This is a genomic window from Providencia sp. PROV061 (assembly GCF_011045655.1).
GTDB lineage: Bacteria > Pseudomonadota > Gammaproteobacteria > Enterobacterales > Enterobacteriaceae > Providencia > Providencia hangzhouensis.
The window spans coordinates 478798-502143 of the sequence record NZ_CP042861.1; the positions used below are offsets into that span (position 1 = coordinate 478798).

At 37.3% G+C, this 23346-nt stretch carries 21 protein-coding genes; 11 read left to right on the forward strand and 10 right to left on the reverse strand.

Going from position 1 to position 23346, the window contains the following annotated elements; genetic code table 11:
• Window positions 1-25 precede the first annotated feature (25 nt).
• Complete coding sequence (gene plsB / locus FVA72_RS02180; protein ID WP_096865064.1) at window positions 26-2515, reverse strand: glycerol-3-phosphate 1-O-acyltransferase PlsB; 2490 nt, start codon at window positions 2513-2515, stop codon at window positions 26-28.
• Between the two features lie 126 nt (window positions 2516-2641).
• On the opposite strand from plsB, the gene FVA72_RS02185 reads away from it, so the two are divergent.
• Together FVA72_RS02185 and lexA are read left to right on the forward strand one after the other, a co-directional pair.
• Window positions 2642-3016 carry a diacylglycerol kinase gene (locus FVA72_RS02185; RefSeq protein ID WP_110592538.1) on the forward strand — a complete coding sequence of 125 codons (375 nt, stop codon included), beginning with the start codon at window positions 2642-2644 and terminating at the stop codon, window positions 3014-3016.
• A gap of 136 nt (window positions 3017-3152) precedes the next feature.
• Window positions 3153-3770, forward strand: a complete 618-nt coding sequence (gene lexA, locus FVA72_RS02190) for a transcriptional repressor LexA (RefSeq protein WP_110592537.1) — start codon at window positions 3153-3155, stop codon at window positions 3768-3770.
• Between the two features lie 163 nt (window positions 3771-3933).
• Here the strand turns inward: lexA and zur are convergent, their stop codons facing one another.
• The gene (zur, locus tag FVA72_RS02195) at window positions 3934-4449 is read right to left on the reverse strand and encodes a zinc uptake transcriptional repressor Zur (RefSeq protein ID WP_110592536.1); all 516 of its coding nucleotides are present in this window, start codon (window positions 4447-4449) and stop codon (window positions 3934-3936) included.
• Window positions 4450-5548: 1099 nt separating this feature from the next.
• Here zur and FVA72_RS02200 point away from each other — a divergent pair.
• The 9 genes from FVA72_RS02200 (at window position 5549) to FVA72_RS02240 (ending at window position 14651) form a co-directional block, all read left to right on the forward strand.
• A complete protein-coding gene (locus tag FVA72_RS02200) occupies window positions 5549-6097 on the forward strand; it encodes a fimbrial protein (protein ID WP_110592535.1) in 549 nt (182 codons plus the stop codon).
• 78 nt (window positions 6098-6175) lie between these two features.
• Entirely contained in the window at window positions 6176-6916 is a 741-nt protein-coding gene (locus FVA72_RS02205) for a fimbrial biogenesis chaperone (protein ID WP_096865062.1), read from the forward strand.
• The gene (locus FVA72_RS02210) at window positions 6900-7475 is read left to right on the forward strand and encodes a fimbrial protein (protein ID WP_110592534.1); all 576 of its coding nucleotides are present in this window, start codon (window positions 6900-6902) and stop codon (window positions 7473-7475) included. The genes FVA72_RS02205 and FVA72_RS02210 overlap by 17 nt, the downstream gene beginning before the upstream one ends.
• Before the next feature lie 22 nt (window positions 7476-7497).
• Window positions 7498-8070: a fimbrial protein gene (locus FVA72_RS02215; protein ID WP_232368713.1), complete on the forward strand. Its 573-nt coding sequence runs from the start codon at window positions 7498-7500 to the stop codon at window positions 8068-8070.
• 13 nt (window positions 8071-8083) lie between these two features.
• Window positions 8084-8761, forward strand: a complete 678-nt coding sequence (locus FVA72_RS02220) for a fimbrial biogenesis chaperone (RefSeq protein ID WP_110592533.1) — start codon at window positions 8084-8086, stop codon at window positions 8759-8761.
• 86 nt (window positions 8762-8847) lie between these two features.
• Window positions 8848-11400, forward strand: a complete 2553-nt coding sequence (locus FVA72_RS02225) for a fimbria/pilus outer membrane usher protein (protein ID WP_110592532.1) — start codon at window positions 8848-8850, stop codon at window positions 11398-11400.
• Window positions 11401-11445: 45 nt separating this feature from the next.
• Window positions 11446-12687: a hypothetical protein gene (locus FVA72_RS02230; protein ID WP_094962855.1), complete on the forward strand. Its 1242-nt coding sequence runs from the start codon at window positions 11446-11448 to the stop codon at window positions 12685-12687.
• A gap of 43 nt (window positions 12688-12730) precedes the next feature.
• Window positions 12731-13489, forward strand: a complete 759-nt coding sequence (locus FVA72_RS02235) for a fimbrial biogenesis chaperone (RefSeq protein ID WP_110592531.1) — start codon at window positions 12731-12733, stop codon at window positions 13487-13489.
• Between the two features lie 85 nt (window positions 13490-13574).
• The gene (locus FVA72_RS02240) at window positions 13575-14651 is read left to right on the forward strand and encodes an isoaspartyl peptidase/L-asparaginase family protein (protein WP_175427109.1); all 1077 of its coding nucleotides are present in this window, start codon (window positions 13575-13577) and stop codon (window positions 14649-14651) included.
• Window positions 14652-14757: 106 nt separating this feature from the next.
• Here the strand turns inward: FVA72_RS02240 and FVA72_RS21915 are convergent, their stop codons facing one another.
• The 8 genes from FVA72_RS21915 to FVA72_RS02280 form a co-directional block, all read right to left on the reverse strand.
• Window positions 14758-15234 (reverse strand): FidL-like protein, encoded by a 477-nt coding sequence (locus FVA72_RS21915; RefSeq protein WP_110592530.1) that lies wholly within the window; start codon window positions 15232-15234, stop codon window positions 14758-14760.
• A complete protein-coding gene (locus FVA72_RS02250) occupies window positions 15235-16170 on the reverse strand; it encodes a winged helix-turn-helix domain-containing protein (RefSeq protein ID WP_110592529.1) in 936 nt (311 codons plus the stop codon). It lies immediately after the preceding gene.
• A 448-nt stretch (window positions 16171-16618) separates the two neighbouring features.
• A complete protein-coding gene (locus FVA72_RS02255; RefSeq protein WP_110592528.1) occupies window positions 16619-18616 on the reverse strand; it encodes a TonB-dependent receptor plug domain-containing protein in 1998 nt (665 codons plus the stop codon).
• A 132-nt stretch (window positions 18617-18748) separates the two neighbouring features.
• The gene (gene modD / locus FVA72_RS02260) at window positions 18749-19594 is read right to left on the reverse strand and encodes a ModD protein (protein ID WP_096865054.1); all 846 of its coding nucleotides are present in this window, start codon (window positions 19592-19594) and stop codon (window positions 18749-18751) included.
• The gene (locus FVA72_RS02265; RefSeq protein ID WP_110592527.1) at window positions 19591-20409 is read right to left on the reverse strand and encodes a class I SAM-dependent methyltransferase; all 819 of its coding nucleotides are present in this window, start codon (window positions 20407-20409) and stop codon (window positions 19591-19593) included. The genes modD and FVA72_RS02265 overlap by 4 nt, the downstream gene beginning before the upstream one ends.
• Window positions 20410-20420: 11 nt before the next feature.
• The gene (locus tag FVA72_RS02270) at window positions 20421-21188 is read right to left on the reverse strand and encodes an ABC transporter ATP-binding protein (protein ID WP_110592526.1); all 768 of its coding nucleotides are present in this window, start codon (window positions 21186-21188) and stop codon (window positions 20421-20423) included.
• Window positions 21185-22201, reverse strand: coding sequence for a FecCD family ABC transporter permease (locus tag FVA72_RS02275; RefSeq protein WP_165119638.1), 1017 nt, complete (start codon window positions 22199-22201; stop codon window positions 21185-21187). The genes FVA72_RS02270 and FVA72_RS02275 overlap by 4 nt, the downstream gene beginning before the upstream one ends.
• Entirely contained in the window at window positions 22198-23235 is a 1038-nt protein-coding gene (locus tag FVA72_RS02280) for an ABC transporter substrate-binding protein (RefSeq protein WP_110592525.1), read from the reverse strand. Before FVA72_RS02280 ends, FVA72_RS02275 begins: the two co-directional genes overlap by 4 nt.
• Between the last annotated feature and the right edge of the window lie 111 nt (window positions 23236-23346).

Below are 23346 nucleotides of genomic sequence, written 5' to 3' on the forward strand. Positions count from 1 at the left end.
GTTTTATTGACTCGAGAAAAGGCGATTAGCTTTTCACTTGTTCCGGAGATTGCGTGCTTTCAGTTGGTTTTTTTTCAGAAAACTCATCATCTTGACTAACACTTTCAATAGTTAAGCGAATCTCAGGTGACATCAATCGAGCCAGAACGGCATACAGTTTTTGCGCATTGGTGACAAAGATATCATTTTCATTATTATCAATGTAGCCTTCTTCTCTTAGGGTATCGACCAATGTGGAGAATACCGCTTTATCAAAGAATTCAGGAGCGTTGATACCATGCAAAACAGAAAGGCGTTGTGCAAGGATACGGCTTTGTTTTTCCAGCGTATTACGGCTGATTTCAGGGCTCGCATTGAGTAATGATAATGTGATTGCATAACGTTGCAGAGTTTCACGTACGCCAGCAGCTAAGAGCTGTAATGGACGAATACGGCGAGGATTTAACACCACCATGTCGTCTTCTTTTAAGCAAATCAGCTTTTGGTTATTTAGCTCATCAATTAGCGTATCTACCGCCTCGTGTAGCTCATCACTGTTATAACGCATAAACAGTTCTGCTTTTAAGAACGGATAAATTTGGCCTACTTGATAGTGAATGTCTTGGCGACTAATGCGTTCATAGTGCAATACAATGCTAGCAATTAGTGATGGTAATACCAATAAATGATGGATATTGTTACGGTAATAGGTCATTAAGACAGCATTTTCGCGAGGAAGGATAATAATATCCCCCATGCTATCTTTTTCGACTTCGAATTTATCCATTTGCAAAGCATGTTCTAACAATTGCTCTGCTGTTTTATTTGGGGTCGTCGCATCTGCGGTGTATGGCACATTGCGCAATAATTGCAGGTAACAGTCGACTTGTTCAATCAGTTGCTCACGAGTGAGTGAGCGTTGACGAGAAGCCAGTAACGCAGTCGCACACAGGTTAATCGCATTGGCTGCGGCTGCATTATTAATATTGACCATAATGTTATCGGCTAACGAACTGACCGTTGGGTTTAGCCACGTTGGTCTTTGTGGTTCGATAGGGTCGATAGAGTCGCGCCAATCAGGCACGCGCTGGTTAAGGTAATGAGGTAATGAAATGGGTTGACCGAAGTTAACATACCCTTGGCCTAGGTTACGCAATTTACGTAAGCCGCGAACCATAGAGAAAAAGCCTTCTTTCTCTTTTTCTGCGCCGCGAAGTTCTTTGGCATAAGTTCCCACTTCCATCACATGCTCATATCCAATGTAGATAGGAACGATGGTGATAGGGCGTGAGTCACCGCGCAACATCGCTTGTAACGTCATTGAGAGGGTACCCGTCTTAGGCTGTAATAAACGACCGGTACGTGAGCGCCCACCTTCCACAAAGTATTCGATGGAGTAACCCCGAGCAAACAACTCACTTAAATATTCGCGAAAAACAGTCGAATACAGTTTATTTCCTTTGAACGTACGGCGAATAAAAAAGGCCCCTAAACGGCGGAAAATCGGCCCTGCTGGCCAGAAATTGAGGTTGATCCCCGCGGCAATATGAGGTGGAACTAGCCCTTGATGGTATAGCACATATGAGAGCAGTAAGTAGTCCATATGGCTGCGGTGAGAGGGGACATAAACGATTTCATGGCCGTCTTGTGCAAGCTGGCGGACCCGTTCAGCGTGCTGAACATTGATGCCTTGATAAAGACGGTTCCAAGTCCAACTAAGAACCCTATCCGTTAAACGTACGGCTTCATAAGAGAAATTGGCTGCAATTTCTTCCATCATCCCAACGGCATTTTGCTGGGCTTTTTTGAGTGGAATTTTTTTACTACGCGCTTCGTCTTCAACGGCTTTTTCAATCGCTTTAGACGTTAATAGCTTATTAAACAGCTCATAACGTGCAGGGAGTTTTGGCCCAACTGCTGCTAGACGTTGGCGCGAATAGTGAATACGCGCGACACGGGCGAGTTTGTTGGCAATAATGGAGTCTGTGCCGTGGTCTTGTGCCATTTTCCCAATTGAGACAATGGGTGATAAACGCACGAAGCTGTCACGCCCTAACCATAAAACTGCAAAGAATTTTTGAATCCCATTTAACAGTTTCAATGGTGGTGCTGGAGTATGGCCTTCACGACCCGGTGAGCGGCCAAACATCACGGATGCAGGTAGCATTTGAATATCTAGATTTGGATTGTTTTTATGCAAATCTAAATAAGCATGGAAAGTTTTTACTGAATCCTTACGTGGATTCGGTGAATAATAGCGAAAAACACGTGGGCCATCATCGATAAAAACGTACGCCGGAAGCTTCGTTCCATTGATATCATTGTCGACCAGAGGGTCTGGCAGACCAATAGCTAAGCATTGATGCCGTAGCGTGAGGAGGTCAGACTTCGAATGATAAGGTAATACGTATAGGGTTGGCCTGTTGACATCAAGCTGCAACTCAGTGACGGGATCCGAAGGAATTAGTTTACTTTTTACCAATAATTTAAGTGGTAAATTCAACGTGTTGTAATATATTTTACGCCATAGTGACATAAATGATTATAGCCTCTTGTTAACAATGCTGCGCAATCATACCAGAAATACATGGTTAGATCTGTTACTGACAATTCACTTTGACCGTAAAAATCGATTATTGTTTGCATTTTTTAAGGAATAAATATGGCGAGTCAAGTTAAGGGGTTCACGCGAGTGATCAAAGCGGCGGGATATTCCCTTAAAGGTTTGAAGGCAGCTTGGGTTAATGAAGCCGCATTTAGGCAGGAATCTGTTGCTGCGATTATCGCAATCTTTATCGCATTTTATTTAGATATCAGCTATATAGATAGAATTTTGTTAGTGAGTTCAGTTGTCCTCGTGGCAATAGTCGAATTATTGAATAGTGCGATAGAAGCCGTAGTTGACCGTATTGGTAGTGAGTATCATGAACTGTCAGGAAGAGCTAAAGATATTGGTTCCGCTGCGGTATTTGTGAGTATCGCCTTAGCGCTATTTATTTGGGCACTGGTATTATGGCAGCGTTATTTCTCTGGCTAAGGCGTTCGGGTGCTTAATAGGGTAAAAAGAAAGTAAATCGATAACAAATGCTTAAATTGAGCGATTTAACTGTTCCAAATCTTCATTTACCTGTATATACTCACAGCTTGACTGTATAAACAAACAGGGGAACGGAATGAAAGCACTGACGGCTCGACAACAGCAGGTTTACGATCTGGTGCGCGATCACATTTCGCAGACGGGTATGCCTCCTACACGTGCTGAGATAGCAGCAAGCCTTGGTTTTCGTTCGCCTAATGCGGCAGAAGAACATTTAAAGGCCTTAGCGCGCAAAGGGGTTATTGAAATCGTTTCAGGCGCATCCCGAGGTATTCGTCTGCTTCTTGAAGAAGAAACAGAAGACCTGGGGTTACCTCTGATTGGACGTGTTGCCGCTGGCGAACCATTATTAGCGCAGGAACATATTGAGAGTCACTATCAAGTTGACCCTGAGCTATTTAAACCACATGCAGATTTTTTGCTGCGTGTGAATGGGATGTCCATGAAAGATATTGGCATTATGGATGGTGATTTATTAGCTGTACATAAAACGCAGAATGTCCATAACGGGCAAGTGGTTGTTGCTCGTATCGAAGATGAGGTTACTGTTAAACGTTTTAAGCAACAGGGTAACCGTGTTGAATTAATAGCAGAAAACCCAGAATTCGAACCTATTATTGTTGACTTACGTCAGCAAAATTTCACTATTGAAGGCTTAGCCGTTGGGGTTATCCGTAATAGTGATTGGTATTAAGTTCCTTTAGTCGCTAGCCGTAATGGTAGGTTACAGGCGGGAAGGACTATTGCAGGCAGATTTCATAGTTTCATTCTGTGGTCTGCCTGTTTTGTTTCCTTTCTTTTATTTCTTTCTCTTCTCTATTTTTTTATTTCATCAAACTATTTATCAACGCAGCTACTTATTTCTTCTTCTGGGCGATTAGTTGTTCGTGGTTATGGTGACAATGTTCGTGATCTTGGCAGCTATTCACTTCGTCACAATTTTTACATAAGCCGTGGTTTTCTACCACTGTATGTCTTAAGCGGAATTGGTGTTCATCTGCTAAATTAATGATTGCAGCTTCTATTGTTGTGCAATCACTTTCCGTTACGCTTCCACACTGGTCACAAATTAACATAACAGAGATATGGCTCGGGTTATCAAAATGGTGACAGACGACATAACTGTTCGTTGATTCAATTTTATGGATAAAACCTTGCTCCATTAAAAACTCAAGGCCACGATAAACTGTAGGTGGTTTAGCTTGAGGTTCAATTTCACGTAGTAAGTCAAGTAAATCATAAGCACTGATTGCGCCATGCTGCTGTGCTATCAGGCGTAATACTGTTTCTCTTTGTGGTGTCAACCTGACGCCTCTTGATTGGCAAATATTCTCGGCCATTGCAAGGATTTTGTCTTCATTCATTCTTTTCATCTAATCGGCCTCAATATTCGAAAATGCAAACAATTACTGCTAATAAGCTTATCATATTTTTGAGATCAGGAATGCGCGGGGATACATTGTTTTATATTTATATTATTTCTATTTAAAGGGAAATATAAGCAAACGATTATCTGGAAAAACAGATAATTAGAATACTCAAAACAAGCCTATCCTCTTTGTTTTTCTTAAACAAAAAACTCGATGTTGTTTAACAAAAAACACACAAAACGTAAGGTTTTAGATTGCCATTTAGTGTAAATTTCAATTAAGACTTATCTTACGCTTATCTGTTGTAATGGTGTAATGAATCGTATATTAAGTTGTTTTTTCATTTCAATATTTTCAATGCATGTATTTATGGTTTTTAATATCATTTTTATCGGATTTTTAGAATTAAATAAAATGTGTGATTTTTACATAACTAAATACTACCTGAAATATTTATAAGTAAGTTGACTTTATAAATATAAATTAATCTAAATGGCGATCATTAGTTATAGTATTTCTTCATTTTCTGGTATTTATATCTATTTATATAATTATTTTAGACTAAAAAGCTAAATTTAGGTCTATTTTTGTGTTATTTTGACAATTAATATTGCTGTATTAATATTGGTATCAGAAAGAAACAAGGTATTTAAAAGTTCAGCATAATGTTTTTGTTTGTTTCGTTTTGTTTCAAACGGGAATAGCTAATGTGAATTTGAGATGAATTAAAAGTGTGGAATGCTTTTAAAGACAATTAGGTTTTATTCATACAGAATTCAAGTTGCAATAATAGCTGATTAAACTTTCATATATTTTATTTTTGTCCATTTTACTATTTCTATATTGATGTTGGTCTCTCATTTTCGGCGATACAGAAATAGTCTTTTTTTTAAAACCAGTTCAATAATTTGGTTTTAAAAAAGGGTATTGAACGGATTTTAATATCCCCCAATGTTGACTTAATTAAATAGGTTGACAGTTAGTTATCCAGGCTCATGAAAATGGCATAGGTATTTGTAAACAATTATTGTGAACTTGGTTTTTAATAAAAATTGTGTCTTTAACTACTTACATGACGACATAAATACAGAGGTATTTACATATGTTATTCAACAAAAAATTAGCGGTTTTAGCAGTATTAGCAGGTTCTATGGTAGCAGGTTCTGCATTAGCTGCAGATGGTAAGAAAGGTGCGGAAGTAACATTCAAAGCCCAATTACGTGCTCAATCTTGTGATGTGTCTTCAACTACTACAGGTTCTGTTGTTGACTGGGGAACTTTCACTAAAGATGTAACTGATGCTTTAGCACCAAATGCAGTTTTAGGTGATGAAAAATCTTTTGATTTAGTTCTGTCTAACTGTTCTGCTGACGCAGCTGATACTTCAATGAACGTATTCGCTCAAGGTCAAGCAGCAGCTGGTTTCCCAGCACTGTTTGCTAACCAAGAATCTAAAGCTTTAGCAGTTAAATTAGCTTCTGGTGCAGTTAATATTACTCCTAACGCAGATGCAGTAGTGGTTATCGACCCTAAAGTTGCTAAAGATGGTGGTGCTGTCATTCCTATGAAAGCTAATCTGATTCTTACCAAAACTGGTGTACCTACTGATAAATTATCCGTACCAGTAACATTTACTATATCTTATAACTAATAATATTAGTTAATACGAGTAAAGAGGCTTTTTAATTAAAAAGCCTCTTAATATTGTTTTTAATGATTGGACTAAGTAATGAAAGCAAAAGAATCGTTTTTAAGAAAAAAAGTAGTTAATGATTGTTATAGAGCTTTAATTCTACTGTTTTCATTAATTACTACTACTAACGTTTACGCTGCAGGTGGTGTTGGTTTAAATGCGACCCGAATAATATATGTCCAGGGTGAAAGTAGTGTATCGGTTGGTGCTCGAAATAATACAAATATTAATTATTTAGCAAAATTTTCGGTAAGCATGAATAATGATGGTTCAGCATCAAAAACGCCTTTTTCAGTTACACCTCCATTAATTAAAATCAACTCAGGGGCAACGCAAGATATTAGGATTTTTGCTCAACCGAATTCATTACCAACAGATAGAGAGAGTGTTTTTTATTTCTCTGCTACTATGATACCTGCTACTGATGGTCCTTTAGAAGGATCTGCAATGAATATTGGTTATAATAATATTATTAAGGTTTTTTACCGACCTTCAAAATTATCTATCTCACCATATGACGCATATAAAAACTTAGAGGTAAGCTCTAGTAGTACAGGTATTATTATTAATAATAATTCACCATACTATATTTCTTTAAATAAGCTCAGTGTTAATGGTGTTAAAATTGATTTAAATATGAAAAAGCGTAATACAATGATTTCTCCTTTTGACTCTTTCAGTTATATAACTCCGGCAAATGGCCGTAATGGTATAGTTAAATGGACAGTTATTAATGACTTAGGTGGCGAGGAGTCTTTTAGTGGAAAAATCAATTAGTAACAAAATAAAGGCATCTATTTTAAGTGCTATTTATATTGTAATAGGCATGTGTTTCTTTATTGGAAGAGCTTCAGCTTTAGATATTGAAGTTATCGGCAATGTATCTAAAGGAACGTGTGAAGTATCATATGAATCGATGACGGTTAAATTTGATAAACCATTATTAACACCTCAAATTAAACCGAATGTTGACGATGAAACCTATGTGAAACCCTTTTCTTTAAAATATAGTTGCACTGATTTTAATCTATCTGATGGTCCAGCACCATTTAAAATGAAAATAACGCCTGGGATAGGAACTTTAGTTGATAATAGTAATAAAATATATCCAACTAATAATATTACTGGAGCTGCGTTTGTTTTAAAAAACTGTGATGAGAATAAGCTCAATTGTAAAGTCGTAAACCTCAATGCTGGCGGTGAAATTAGTTTTGATGTTACAGCTAATAGCCAATTAGAGAATCATTTTGAAGTAAATGTTGTCCAGCTTGGAACTACTCAGCCAATACCTGGAGAACTAGTTGCCTCTGTTGATATAGTATTACTTCAACCATAAGAATTAATAGGTGGTATTAACTGTGAAGTCTCTAAATAAAATATGTTGTAGAGTTACATTGGCCTTTTACGTGATGTTTTTTTCTTATTCTTCAACAGCTTTAGTACCAGGTACACACGATTTTACGTTTGATTTAACTGTGCCTAAAAATACCTGTGATATTGCTGTCACTAGTGATAGTGGTAAAAAGAATATTGTTGATTTTGGAAATGTGCCTTTATCTAAGTTTGGGGTGGATGCATCTAGTGGAAAGATTAAGAAAGCTTTTGATGTTGTAATCAGTAACTGTAAAACTAATAGCTTTGATAATAACTATATTAAATTAACTGGCAACTACACAATAAATGATGGTTTTTTAGATAATCCAGGAAAAACGTTTGCTGTAAGAATCTCTGCAAATGATAATGCAAATCAATCATCTGCAGATTTTATTACAGAAACTAATAATGTTTTATGGTCGAATATTAAAACTCAAAATGTAACTAAAACATTTTATGCTTATGTCATGTGTAAGAACCAAGTTGCTGATTGCTCGATAGATCAAAATATTGGGGCATTTAAAGCAACACTAACATTGTCATATTATGCAGATTAAATAGGTAAATGTGATGATACGGTTGATATTAACAATAATACTAGCTTGGCACTTTACCCTTCATGCTGGAGGATTATCTTTAGGCCAAAGTAGAGTTATTTTCACAGATTCAGATAAGAATAAGGTTGTTAGTATCCGTAATGAGGGTGAAAGCCCTTTATTAATTCAAATGTTATTATTAGATATAAAGGATGAGAAGAATGCTGATAGTTTTATAATTAGCCCTCCTTTATTCAAAATTAAAAGTAAAACAGAACATGCAGTTAGGATATATCCTGATAATGTTTCTAAGCTACCTAAAGATAGAGAATCAGTATTCTATTTGAAAGTAAGGGGTATTCCACCGACTAGCAAAAAATTAGAGGAAGGGGATACGCCTGAAATAGTTTTTGTAACAGCTATAATTATTAAATTATATTATCGGCCTAATGGTATACCTGAGCCAAATAAGAATAATTTTGAACAGGTAAAGTTAAAAAATAAGGATGGAAGGTGGCAATTTCATAATCCAACCCCTTATTATATGACAATTGTTGATTTTAATATGAATGGTAAGAACTATAATGATTCCATTTTAGTTTCACCATTTAGTTATTATAAATTAGAAAATACTAATGAAAGTATAAATGTAGCAAGTTGGCGTTTTCTTGATGATAATGGTGCTGGAACTGAAGTGTTTAGAATTAATTGAAATTTCTTTTATATTTATTAAATAACATATAATGATTTTTCAGCGCTTGCATATTTTGAATGTAAAGATAATCTAAGGCTAGAGGAATGGAAAACAAAATATTAAAACTTGGTTTGCTATCTTCATTGATAAGCTTATCTCTGTATTCATATGGTGACGATTATTTTGATCCGAGCATGCTTGAAAGTCAGCTAGGAATTGATGCTAGCCAGTTAGATTTATCTCAATTTAATTCATCCAATACTATTCCGGCAGGTGTTTATCGCTTACAGATCGAAATAAATAGAAACATACTATCCGAACAAGATGTTAATTTTGTTGCAAACTCAAAAGGTCTTGTTGTACCTGAATTTGATAAGACAATCTTGGAAAATTGGGGGGTTAATGTAAAAGCACTGCCTGGGCTTAATAATTTATCTCCAGATGTTAAAATATTATCACTTAATGACTACATTAAAGACGCAACAGTAAGAGTTGATGTTAGTAAGTTAAAATTAATAGTCACTGTCCCTCAAATATACATGGACAATAAAGTTCAAGGATATATTGATCCATCAATGTTAGATACTGGTGTTTCTGCATTATTTTTGAATTACTTCATTAGTGGTAATAAAAATAAAACAGATTCATCGTCTGGAACAAATAAAAGTGATAGTTTATTTGGAACATTGAATAGTGGCTTAAATTTAGGTCCTTGGAGACTGAGATCCAATATGAGTTACTCTTATTCTAAGAGTAATGGCGATACTGAATCATCTACTGACTTTACTAATACATATATAATGAGAGCCCTTCACTCCATTAAATCTACAATGATGGTTGGTGAAATATCTACAGGTAGTGATGTTTTTGATTCTATTCCATTCAAAGGAGTTAAAATATCAAGTGATGAGGCAATGCTTCCTAATAGCCAACGAGGCTTTGCTCCTGAAGTTGCAGGTATTGCTCAGTCTAATGCGCAGGTTACTATTAGACAAAATGGCTATGTTGTTTATCAAACATATGTGTCACCTGGAGCCTTTAGAATTAAAGATATATATTCTTCAGGTAACGCGGGTAACTTAGATGTTACGGTCAAGGAAGAAGATGGAACTGAGAAAACCTTCACAGTTGCGTATTCCTCATTACCTGTGATGCTTAGACCTGGTGGCTATAAGTATGAGACCAGTGTTGGTCGCTATGATGGTGGGTATACCGTTGATTCTAAACGATCTGATTTCTTTTTAGGATCTTTAATTTATGGCCTGCCTACAAATAGTACATTATATGGTGGCCTATTATTTGCGGATAATTATTTTTCAGCAGTAGCTGGCTTAGGTGTATCACTAGGCACTTTTGGTGCTTTATCTATGGATATTACTCATGCTACGGCTAATATGGATGGCGATTTAGGAGACCGCGCTGGACAATCATACCGTGTTCGTTATTCGAAAAGTATGATGTCGACAGGGACTTCTATCGATTTAACTGCTTTACGCTATTCTACTCGATCTTATTTTAGTTTTGCTGATTTCAATAACTATGACTATAAGTTGAAGGATGGGGTTGCGCCTTGGATTAACCAACGTCAGAGAGCGAGTTTTACCACTTCTATAACGCAAAGATTGGGAGAATATGGTAGTGTTTTCTTATCAGGAAGCATCTCTGATTACTGGGAAATCAACCGTGAAGTTCGTCAGATGGTGATGGGATATAACGGAACTTATAACAAAATAAACTATGGTATTACATACAGCATAGATAGGATAAAAGATAATACATCTTGGCCTGAAAATAGAATGGTATCAGTAAATGTCAGCATACCGTTCAGCATATTTACCAACAATGTGTTAGCGAAGGATATATATAGTACTTATTCATTTAGCCAGAATAATGATGGCTATATTGATCAGCAAGCAGGAATTTCAGGTAACTTGTTAGATAATAAAATTTATTATGGTATTACGCAAGGGTATGGGAATAAAGGCGTCGGGAATAGTGGTTCTTTAAGTGCTGGTTATTCAGGTTCCTCGGGTAATATTTCCTCTGCATATAGCTATTCTAAGAATAGTCAATCAATGAACGCAAGTGTCAATGGCGGCCTATTATTACATTCGGGTGGTGTTCTATTCGGGCGTACTATGGGGGATAGTATGGCGATCATTGAAGCTGAAGGTGCAGCTGGTACTAAGGTAAGTAACCAAGATGTAGAGGTTAATAATCGAGGTTATGCATTGTATCCTTATATATCTCCTTATAACGCAAATGTTATAAATATGGATGTCAATACACTACCTAATGATGTTCTTCTTAGAGAAACCAGTAAAACGGTTTATCCCGCAGCAGGGGCAATTGTTAAAGTTAAATTTGATACTAAAGTTGGATATCAAGCTGTTATCAACTTAAAAATGTCGAATGGTACTGTGCTGCCGTTTGGGGCTGTAGCATCGTTAATTGAAGAAAATGCAACCGAAGAAAATACAGGTATTGTTGGCGATAATAATCAGTTATTTATGAGTGGGTTACCTGATTCTGGTAAATTGCAAATTCGTTGGGGTGCAAATAGCAACCAACAATGTTTAGCGTCATTCTCTAACTTAGGCAGCATTAATATAAGTAAAGGACAGGCAATCCGTACTATCTCTATTAATTGCCAATAATTTGTTATACCGGACTCTTACCTTATTAAAATTTTAAGAGGGGCTATGAAATTTTTTATTAAAAATAAGTCAATTAATTCACCGTTAATATTGTTGATATCACTGATTTCATTCTTTCCAATGAAATCGATGATAGCAGCTCAGAACGGCGGTACAATGACATTAACATTAGAAGGTATTATTGACTTAGAGCACCCGAAGGCAGCAACGGATCCCTACTTAGTCGAAGGTAGGCTGTCTGGTCGAACTTCTACAACCTATAACTATATTTATGGGTCCAAAACTCAAGCGTGGACATCACCGGATTTTGCGATTTTTTCTATTTCACCTCGCAGTACATCTTGTGTTGATGAGCCTATTGTGGAAGGGGGGCCGAATGCAACTGCAGCCCTGCAGAAAGTTCCTGGAGTCAATAAAGTTGGAATAAAACTTACTCATGCTAGCGGCGCTTATGCCTATATTGTTCCTAGTTTAGGTTTTTCTGTAAAACTTTCAGGAAATAACAATATAGGTTCATCAGGATTCGTTAAAGAAAGCTATAGTGGTGTAGTATTCGAAGATGTACCTAATTTGGTGGATAGAAGTACTAAAGGCAACCGTCAGTGGAAGCTTTGTTACACACCACCGGATGGGACAAGAGCTCCTGGTGGTTATAATTCAAAAAGGAATGTTAGTGTATATATAGCAGGTCCAATGCAAATGTATGCACCTGTGCCTATACAACCTGGCCGTTACTCATATAGTGGAATTCCATTATATGTTGGCTCTTATGGTCAAGATAATGATCAAGATGGTGTTAGTACATTACAAATTTCAACTAGCTTGAACGTTGTAAGGGTTTGTAGTATTTCTGATGTTAGCCAAGACAATTTTACTATTATTGCTGGTAGAGAAACTGAGTTTTTCAGACAATCCAGTTTTAAATATAAATGTACAGCAGATAATAAGCCAATTTACATTTCTGCGATCGCTCGTGAAGGAACTGTGGATTCAGCTAACCAACATAAGTTATGGTTCGACCGAACTGGTGGAAACATAACCTCTAATACGCCATATCTGTTAGCATTACCATATGCAGCTGGTAGTAGCGGAAGCTTAACTTGTAAGGACGAAGGAAAAGCGGGCTTATTGAATTTTGCTAACCAAGAAGAAACCTTATTAGGGTTAAACTCTGTTTCTAATGTAGTTCAAGATCTAAATATTAAGTGGGCTATTTGCTTAAATCCGAATACAGAGATAGGAAAGTATAGAGCACGTGTTGAAGTATCTATATATACTAAAGTTTAGCAATATCAGTGGAATTATTTTATTAAGAAAATTGGGTGATAAAATGTTTTTCCGTTCACTAGGGTTAGTTCCATTATTTTTATCTTTATTTTTTAGTTTTATAAGCGTCTCTTGGGGGGAGAATAGAACATTAGTTTTTTCCTACCAAAGAACAACATTTATTGAAGGTGAGAAAAGTGTGTCATTTAGAATTTTGAATGATACAGATAAAACACCTTATTTAATGCAATCATCTGTTGAATTATTAGATGAAGGTAGTGGTCTTGATATAAAAGAAAATAATATAAATATTCCTTTTATGGTCACTCCTCCACTTCATAAGCTGGAAGCTGGCAACTCTTATACTTGGCGAGTTATGTTTATTGGTGATAATGATAAATTAGCGAAAGATAGGGAAACGGTTTATATTGTAAAATATAGAGCTATCCCTCCATTAGACAAAAACATGCGAGAAAATAATAGTAGTATTGATGTCAATACTATTCAAGTCCTTCACTTTAAAGTTTATTATAGGCCTAAGCAATTTGCTAATTTAACCATAGAAAATGAGCAAAAAAAGATTTCCTTTAGGCGAGAAGGAAATAATATTATAGTTAAAAATAATTCACCAATTTATATGTCCTTTGAAAGTTTGGCTGTTAATGGAGTATCCGTTGGTTACAAAGAATTATTTAAGCCAATTAAGCCACTATCAGAGCAAATATTCATTTCAGATAGCAAAATCCGTGATGTAAATACGATTACATGGAGTGTGTTGGATGAATTAGTATTAGAATTGCCTAAAAATACATCCACACTGTAATTTACAGGTAATGTTATAGTATTTAGGGCTAGGAGTAACTTGATTTGTTTAATAATGTAATCCTATGTATTACTGAGAGATCCAAATGCAAGATATAATGTATAAACTGAAGGATTACGAGAAAGAAAAACTATCTACCTTTTTATTTTTTATTCTTTATTTTTTGTTTTTTTTCTCATCTCTAGCCTTTTCAAAATCCGATACTAACTTTCGTCTTGTCATCCATGGCGGAGCAGGGGATATTACAGAACGTTTACTCACTCTTGAATTACAAAAAGAGCATGAAGAGAAATTAAAGGAAGCATTACAGGCAGGATATTCCATTTTAGCTCAAGGTGGCGATAGTATAGATGCCGTTCAAGCGGCTGTGATCGTAATGGAAGACTCTCCGCTATATAACGCAGGTAAAGGGGCTTCTTTAACTACAAATAATAAAGTGGAATTAGATGCTTCTATCATGGATGGTCGCGATCTCAAAGCTGGCGCCGTAGCGGGTGTATCGAATGTAAAAAACCCTATCATGGCCGCCTATAAAGTGATGACTAAAACCCCTTATGTGATGATGGGAGGAACCGGAGCTGAACAATTTGCGAAATCAGAAGGGTTAGATATTGTTGATGAATCCTATTTTATTACTGAAAAACGCAGCGAACAATTAAAGAAAGTGAAAGAGATCAGCCGGAAACTCGATCAAGAAAAGGGAATTAACGCCTCGCTATTTATAGACCCGCTAATGTTTGATTATAAGTATGGCACTGTGGGTGCTGTTGCCGTTGATAGCCGCGGAAATGTTGCCGCAGCAACCTCTACAGGTGGCAGTACTAATAAACATTATGGCCGAATTGGTGATTCACCCATTATTGGAGCCGGAACATATGCGGATAACAATACAGTTGCAATTTCTACAACTGGTTTAGGTGAGGTCTTTATCCGAGGTGTTGCTGCTTATGATGTTGTTGCTCAAATGAAATACGGCAATACGCCATTGGCTGAAGCCACAATGAATACTTTGAATTCAGTGAAAGATATGGGAGGCACTGGAGGTATTATTGCAGTAGATAATAAGGGCAATTTTGTTATGCAATTTAATACTAAAGGTATGTTTCGCGGGATGATTGATCAAAATGGTGTTTCACAAGTTGCAATGTTTGGTCTTCAATAGATTATCTTTCTGATTTTACTTATTTTTTAAGAATCGAATTTGAAATTACTAGTTTCCCATGTTGACGGTTTTGCCTACTTAAGCGTAATTGTTGGTAGGCTTTTTTTTATTGGAGTTGGCATGTAAAAGCAGAAGATGATTCATCTTTGATAATATAAAGATTATCACTCATTTTAGTTATATTAATATAGTACTTAATTTTATCAATTTCTAATTGAATGAAATTAGAAAATAACTTCTCAGGTATATTATCTGAATTGGTTACTGATGAAGATTTAAAGGTAACAACATAGTTACCATTGTGGTCAATCGCTAAGTAATTAAAATAAATTGCTCTATTAAGCCGGTAGATTTTTTTATCATCTTTTAAGTAGCCATACATATTCATGCGACCATAATTTTTTGTTGAAATTTGTACATTAATCTTTGATTTTAAGCTCAACCCATTCTGTGTATTATTATCTTTAATCCATAATATTTCAGAATGGCAGATTTGAACATTGTGATTATTTTTATTGATAACAAAGGATGCGGTTGATGCGGTTGCGATTAAAAATAACGATACGGCAATATATTTTTTCATTCAAATTCTCTGATCATTAATCGATATGCAATCATGTTTAATGTTAATGCTGCTACAAATGCTGAGAGATATATTTTTATCAATAGAATAAGCTTGATTTAAGTCTGACAAAAGAATGATTCTTTTGGGTTCATCACATCGAATATTATATTTATCCAGCTTGCTATGTATTAGATTGATATTATCGCTAGAAACTTTAGCTAGCATATTAACCGGTGCTTGTATGATACATTTTTCACGTGAACTGACTGACAGGTAGTCACTCGTTGGATTTTCCTTAGCCATATAATACCAAAAAAATAAATTAATTAAATAGCATATCGCTATTGTTGAAATAGCTAATAGCAATATTTTTAAAGTTTTTTTGTTTAATATTTTTTTGTTTTTATTTTTAATCGCGAGTGTCGTATTGATATTGCTACTATCGTCTTCTCCAGTTAATAATTCCGAGTTATTGGTATTTTCATCAAGTGATAAGTTTTCTGATATTGTGTTATCAGGGAGTTTTTGAGATAACTCTGAATTTTCGATATAGTCATGCTTACTTATATGGAGGGGATTAATTTCATTATTTTGTTCGTCAGATTTTACGTGTATAACGATATGACTATCAAGACGAAATCCTTTTTTGGGTACTGTAACAATACACTTAGGATCAATACCGACCTGCTCTAATTTTTTTCTTATTTCACTAATGTAAGTATTTAAATTATTATTAGAACCGACAAGGCCATATTCTTCCCATACATTCGTTAAAAGTTCATCTCGTGTTGCGAGTCCTTTTTTTAAATTTAATGAGATAATCTCATCGAATAATCTAGCAGCAGGTTTAGATAATTCAATAAATTGATTTTTATCATCTTTTGAGTATATTAAGCTTGTGTTTTTTTCGAAAATATATTTTTCGTCAATAGTGTAGTCATGTGACTCGTTCATAGATGCCGTCTGCTCTCTAATTAAAATAGCGAATAGAAAATCTAAAAGTAATAACAGCCAATTCTAATAAATAGGCTGAATAAATATTATTATTTAACTTCTTGTTGTTATAGTTTAAATAGGGATTCAATTTACTGCAAGTTTTATGCGATGAGCTTTTTTGTAATTAATTAGCAAATTTATTGAATTGATACCTTGGTTGGGTTTAAAAACTGTATTAAAATAATTTTTAGGTGACTTAATTCATTTTGTCTACATATTTATTGTTAAAAAAATATATTAATCTAAATAAATCCATTCTTACCTATGGATGTTCTTTTGTGGGAATAATCCTAGGTATTTGCACTTAAATTAATGCCTTTGTTATTTTATGAGAGACAGAAGTTAATTTTGTAAAGTTTACACTTTATTAGGCGAAGAAATTAATCTTCGCCTAATATATTAAGGATTAATATTTATATTCAATACCTAACCAATAGTTACGGCCTTCTTCAATATAACCATTAGTGTATTCATAGGATTTATCAAATAGGTTGTTCACTGAGGTGTTAACAGAAATACCTTGGCCAAAATCATAATCTAAGCGCAGGTCAGTTTTAGCATAGCCTCGTACTTTGCTTTCTGCATCAACATAATTAAATGCCCAACTTCTTGCTTCTTCGGTAATGGTAATGCTAAATGGGTCGTATGGCGTGAATTTCACCCAAGCAAAGGCTTTGTGGGTAGGTAACTCGGCAACGTGTTTTACACTGTAGTGCTTAGGATCTGCGTGAATATATCCGTAGCTTAAACCAGCTTCCATCCAATCTGTGATTTGCCCGTTAGTCCCTAAATCAATCCCAAAGTAGTCAACTTTGCCACTATTGCGGTTTTCAAGCACGTATCCCCCATTTTTATTAGTGCCAACACGATGGGCCATAATCGCATCAGAGACATGGTTGTAATAAATACTTGATGTATATGACCAAACTGGGGAGATATGCCCTTTATAGGTCAAATCGTAAGTTAGGGCTCGTTCTGTATCAATATGAGGATTAATGATAAAGGTATCATCACTTTTCATTTTTTCTTTGGTATAGCGTTCTTTTTGTGTTGGGAAACGGCTTCTTTCTGATACCGAGAACTGTACGGTATCTTCATTTTCTAAATGGTAACGAGCCATCATTTCCCAGTTGAATGCATGTTGGCTATTGCCATCATATTTTTCAAAATCACCTGATTTGTAATCATAACGTTTGCCGTCGGCACTTTTGCGCCAATCGTAACCAATACCAGCGATAATATCGAGATTATCCATCGCAACCCATTGATATTCTGTAGCAATAGAATAGGTATTATCTTTATAGCGGTCGAATGGGACATCTCTCTTTGCACGTGCGCGGTGAACGTCTTCTTTCCAGTGTGCGGCAAATGACAGCATATCTAATTCACGCACGGTGAAGTCAACACGCATGTCAGCTCCATTACTGTAGTCATCATAGCGGCTGTAGTTATAGATACCGTCTTTATAGTCTTTAACAGACCTATATTGATGGAGTGTATTCTTAAATGTGTCGTGGTACAGACGGCTCTGTAACGCGATATCATTGGTTATTTGGGTTGTTCCATTGAAATAAATACTTTCTTTATCATAAGCTGGCCATTGCCAAATTTGAGGTTTGGTGTTTGTTACACTCGGCGGGCTGTTTTTATCACCATCTTGCTTTAGATAGGTAACCACATACTCGTCAGCTTCACGAGGTGTCCAGCCCACTTTCACCATCATACGTTTATCGTCTGTTGCAGAGTTAGGACGGCGTCCATTATTTCCCGCCAATGGGTTATCATTTTCTGAACTCGGGATCCCCATAAAACGTTGCTTATATTGGCTACCACTGACTTGAATAAAACCTAAGTCATTGCGGCCACCTAAGCGTGCACTAATATTGTGGGCATTATCTGCGCCACGAGCGAAACCTTGGTTTAAGCTGATATTGGCCTCAAAAGGTTTTTTAGGGGTAGCGGTGGTTAGGTTAATCGCTCCCCCCATCAAGTTTGGACCTTGTAATAGTGAAGTATATCCAGTTGATAGCTCAACGCTTGCGAGTTCGCTCGTCATAAAGCGCCCTAGGTCAAGGGTGCCATCATAAGGGACATAAGTTGGGATGCCATCAAAAAAGATAGGGACTTGGCGGCTATCAAATCCACGTACATTCACTTGGGTTTCGTTGCGATTACCTGATTTTTGAATGGATACACCTGGCATTGTACTCAGTGCTTGTGCAACGTTGGTTTTATTCAATTGTGTCATTTGCTCTTGCGTGATGACATTTGCATCCGCTGCTAATGGTGTACTCCAAACAGACATCACGTCAGTGTTTTTTTCTGCTTTAGGGTCAGACGCGGCGTGTCCCTGTGCTGCGAATAAAGCCATCCCAACCAAATAGGTAATTTGTTTTATTTTCATTATCTCTTTCCAGTTTTATGAATAACGATATATTATTTTTTATATAACGATATGCGTCATTAACCACAAGCGAATGCAGCCTACGAGGTAGGCTGTTTTTACAAATGATTTTTTTGACGCTAACTACTTAGGTTACTGCTTAAAAATATGTACTTTAATATCTCGCGGTGCTGCGTAGTAAGGGGCTGATGTAACCAATAATGGCACCCCTGTTTGTGCGAATGCTTCGATTGTTTTTAAATTAATTCCACCTGCAATGGACAGTCGACAAGGCCGACTTTGTTGCTTGGTGAGTTCTTGTAGCCGCTGAATTTGTTCAATGGGCAATTTATCTAGCTGAATAATATCGGCTTGCGCATTGATAGCGAGAATGGCTTGTTCATAGTCATCCGCCTCAACAATAATCATTTTTTCAGGGGCGGCTTGGCGTAGTGTTTTAATATGACTCACCCAATCATTTGGATTTTCAAGGCATTGGCGATGATTGGTGAACAGTAAAATACTTTCTGCACTACCTGCTCGGTGAATAATAGCGCCCCCAGCCAAAATCGCAGTTAAGGCAAGGGGTTTAGTATGAGGAATGGTTTTTCGCGTGCACGCAAGTTGCCCATCCGGTTGATATTGATGCAAAATATTTACCATTTGCTGGGTGTAGTGGCTGACACCTCCACACCATTCCAGTACGTTTTGTACCGCTTTCCAGCCCTGATGTAAGGCTTCAATCGGCCCAGTGGCGCGAATTAAAACGCTTTGTGGGGCAACTTGTTGGCCATCTTGAAAGTGACAATCACAAGTGATCCCAAGTTTCTCTAACATACGTCTGGCGATGGTGACCCCACTGATGCAGCCCCCAAATTTGGATGCAAAGGTCATCACCCCCATTTGAGCCTGCAAGCCGAGCGCACGGGTGGTAAGGTCGCCGTACTGGATATCATCTAGCAGTAGTTGGTCGATTAATGTATCAGGCACGTAAATCATAATGTCAGTTCCGATTCATCGACCACATCCCAAGAGACCATTGCCCAATCTCTGGATGGATAAGGGATTGTTTTGCCTAGTGCCGCTTGTTCATCATAATACTGACGTAAGATAGCGGTTTCTCCTGGTGTAATATTTTTAAGGGACCAATTGACACTGTCAGCGAAAGTGTCAAAGCTATCAAATCCACCTTTATTTGGACTTTTAATAAAATCAACGCGCGCATTGATGCCCATTTGATGCAATATATTCACTGCATAAATATAGGTGGGTAAACGAACCACTTCGCGGCCTATTTTGCGAATTATTTTTTCATCAATAAATGTTGGGTTGATGGTATGGGTCGTGTATACCCGCAATTTTGTTTGGCGATTAAGCTTCAGTAAGGCTGCTTTTAAATCATCAACGAGTGTTGAGCGTGACGCCACTGAAATATCGACTTTGGGTAATGAACTCCAGTCATCTTCCCATGCCAGTTGTTCAAAGCGTGCATGTGGAATAGCGAGTTCTTTTGCCCGCAGTTTAGCCATTTCGAGCATACCGCGGCTATAATCAATACCTATCGTTTCCTTGAATTCATTAGCAAGGCAAAGGCTAACTGAACCTGGGCCACAGCCCACATCAAGCAAGGTTTCAGCGCCTGCTAAATCCATTAATTCACGAAAGTGCACTAAGTATGGGTCATGGGGATTAGCGCAAGTTTGCGCCATTTGTTGTGCTTTTTTATCCCAATGCTCTGGCTCTTTGCGGCTTCGTTGAGCTTGTTGCATATGTTGCTGATACATTTTTGCAAAATTGATTTGATTAATTAACATGATCCCTGACCTTAACTAGAAAATGTTGATGGAAGCTGAAAGTGAGATTGAATGCTGTGTTTATCCACATTATAGAGGGCTGCTAAGTTAGTAAGTGTTAACATACATTTAGATGACCCTTGCCTCGCTTTGTGGTGCTTATCGAGCAAAATAACATTATCAGCGATAGCAGCGGCATGTTGTGGGTGATGGGTTGACATCAATATCGTCATACCATGGGATTTAAGCTTTTCAATTTGCTCAAGCAAGCGAATTTGGTTACCAAAATCAAGGCTAGCGGCAGGCTCATCCATAATTAGAAGTAATGGTTTTTGTATTAAAGCCCTTGCTATCAATACTAACTGTTTTTCTCCGCCACTAAGCGTGCTGTATAGCCGTGTTGCCAAATGTGAAATGCCAAGGTGCTTTAGTTGTTGATATGCTAAATTTTTTTCGGTCTCTTTAGGGACTGAAAATAATGAAATATGGGGAGTTAAGCCCATCATGACCATATCGACTACAGTGAAAGTAAAGGGGGTATCATGGGCTTGGGGAACATAGGCGACAGTTTTGGCTATTTCGCGTGGTTTAAAAGTTTGAATTCCTTGCCCATTGAGTAGGATCTCGCCTTTAATTGCAGGTAATAACCCCAGTAAAGTTTTCATTAAGGTGGTTTTACCGCAGCCATTTGCACCTAATAAGCAGCTAATCTCCCCCTTAGGTAATGAAAGATTAATGCCATCAATGATAGCTGTGCCATGATAACCAATTGCGACCTCTTGCAAAGATACAATGCTCATTTCACCCGCCTTGTCTGCAATAAAATAGCTAAAAAGAAGGGCGCACCGATTGCAGAGGTTAAAATGCCTATGGGTAATTCAATCGCGGCGATAGTACGTGCTAAGGTATCAGTAATGAGTAATAAAATAGCTCCAATTGCCAGTGATGCAGGGAGCTGATAGCGAAAGTTAGCACCCACTATCATTCGGGTAATATGTGGCACAATCAAGCCTATCCAACCAATAATTCCAGCAATAGAAACAGCGCTTGCCGTGAGCAGTGTTGCACAAATAATAAAGATAGCTCGAGTTAAACTGACATTGATCCCAAGGCTTTTAGCTTCTTCATCAGATAAGCTGAGTAAATTCATGCGCCAGCGCAATAATAATAGCGGAATAATACCGATAACCATCAGAGGTAATACTGACATTAAATCTGCTTGGGTAATTGATGATAACCCGCCTAAGAGCCAAAAAGTGATGGAAGGCAACTGGGTGTAAGGGTCTGCAAGAATTTTCATCAATGAAATTGCTGAACCACATAACGCACTGATAGCGACACCGACAAGAACCAAAGATAAAATGGGGTCATGTTGACGCGCTAGTCGGGCAATAAAGCACACTAAAGTAACGGTAATTAGGCCACCAATAAATGCACTTAGCTGAATGTAAAATAATGATTGCCCAAAAAAAATACCGATAACAGCCCCCACGCCAGCACCCGCTGAAACCCCTAAAATATCTGGTGAAACCAATGGGTTACGGAACATTCCCTGATAAGCAGCACCTGCAATAGCCAGTCCTCCACCAATAACAATAGCGGCTAATGTGCGCGGGAATCGTATTTGCCAGAAAACGGTTTCATGCCGCGGATTACTCAACTCGCTGTGAGAAGGTAACTGACTAGTGAGCAGGTGATAAAGCTCATTTAGCGTAAGTGAGTACTTACCACTTATCAAGGCGATAATAAAGCTTATTAATAAAATAACGATTAATAAAAGGGATTTTCCGCCTTGTTTCAATACACCATTCATGATTTTTCCATGAGCCAATCAATCTGCTCTAAAGTCAGTGGAGAATGGTAAAAATGGGTAAAAAATTCAGCAATATCATGCTTGATATTTTCGGCAATACTCTTATCGAAATGGCTCTGTAGCCGTCTCATGCCGAGTAAGCGGTTAACTCCCGGAGGCCCATCTAACCAGCCAAATGGCATACCGCTGAAAACCAGTAACTGGTTGTTAGTAATGGCATCTAGCCCTTTCCATAATGCAGAGTTTGTGATCAATTCAATGGCTTCGTCATATTGCGTTATAATGATGTCAGGGTTCCATTGATATAATTGCTCCATAGAAACCGTTGTCAGTCCATGGAAGTTAGGGATATCAACTACATTACGCAAACCAAGCATTTCAATGGCTTCAGTATGAATTGAGCCTTTAGCGCCGGTTTCTAAACCTTTTGCTCCTCTCGCGAGGTAAAAACTTAGTGATTTCTGTTGGTTTTGATGAGCAAATAAGGCAGCATCATCAATATAGCGTTGAGCAAGTTGGCCTAACTTTTGAGCTTGTGGGATAACGCCTAAAACCTCACCGAGTTGCATAAGCTGTTGTGGCGCATCTTTTAACCCTCCAGCCATTAATAAATAAGGTACATGGGTTTGTTGGGCAACCTTTTCTGCTTGTGAAAGATAGGTATCATTAATATTACCAGTATCAATAATTAAATCTGGGTTATAGGATAGAAGCTGTTCCAAGGAAAGCGTACTGCCTCGACCTGCTAAACGACCATATACGGGTAATTCGAGCCATTGCGCTGCAAAAAGGCCACTGTGTCCTTTTTTCAGTGAAATTGAGGAAAATCCCACCATTTTTTCGGGGGCTAATGCGAACATCAATAGATCAGAAGGGGGGCCAGAGCTGATGACGCGTTGAATATCCTTTGGCGTCGGAAGATGACCAAATAAAGCTTTTTCAACTGCTGGACGAGTTTGTGCGAAGCTCGGCAAACTGTAAAAAGCAGCAAGTACTGCACTTGATTTAAGGAACTGCCTACGATTGATCGCCATAGTCTAATTTCATCTATTCGTTATAATAATAATTATATAACGCGAAAATTAGCGGAGTCATGATAGAGAGTCAACTATAAAAATCGCATTGTTCGGAAAATTCGACATTTA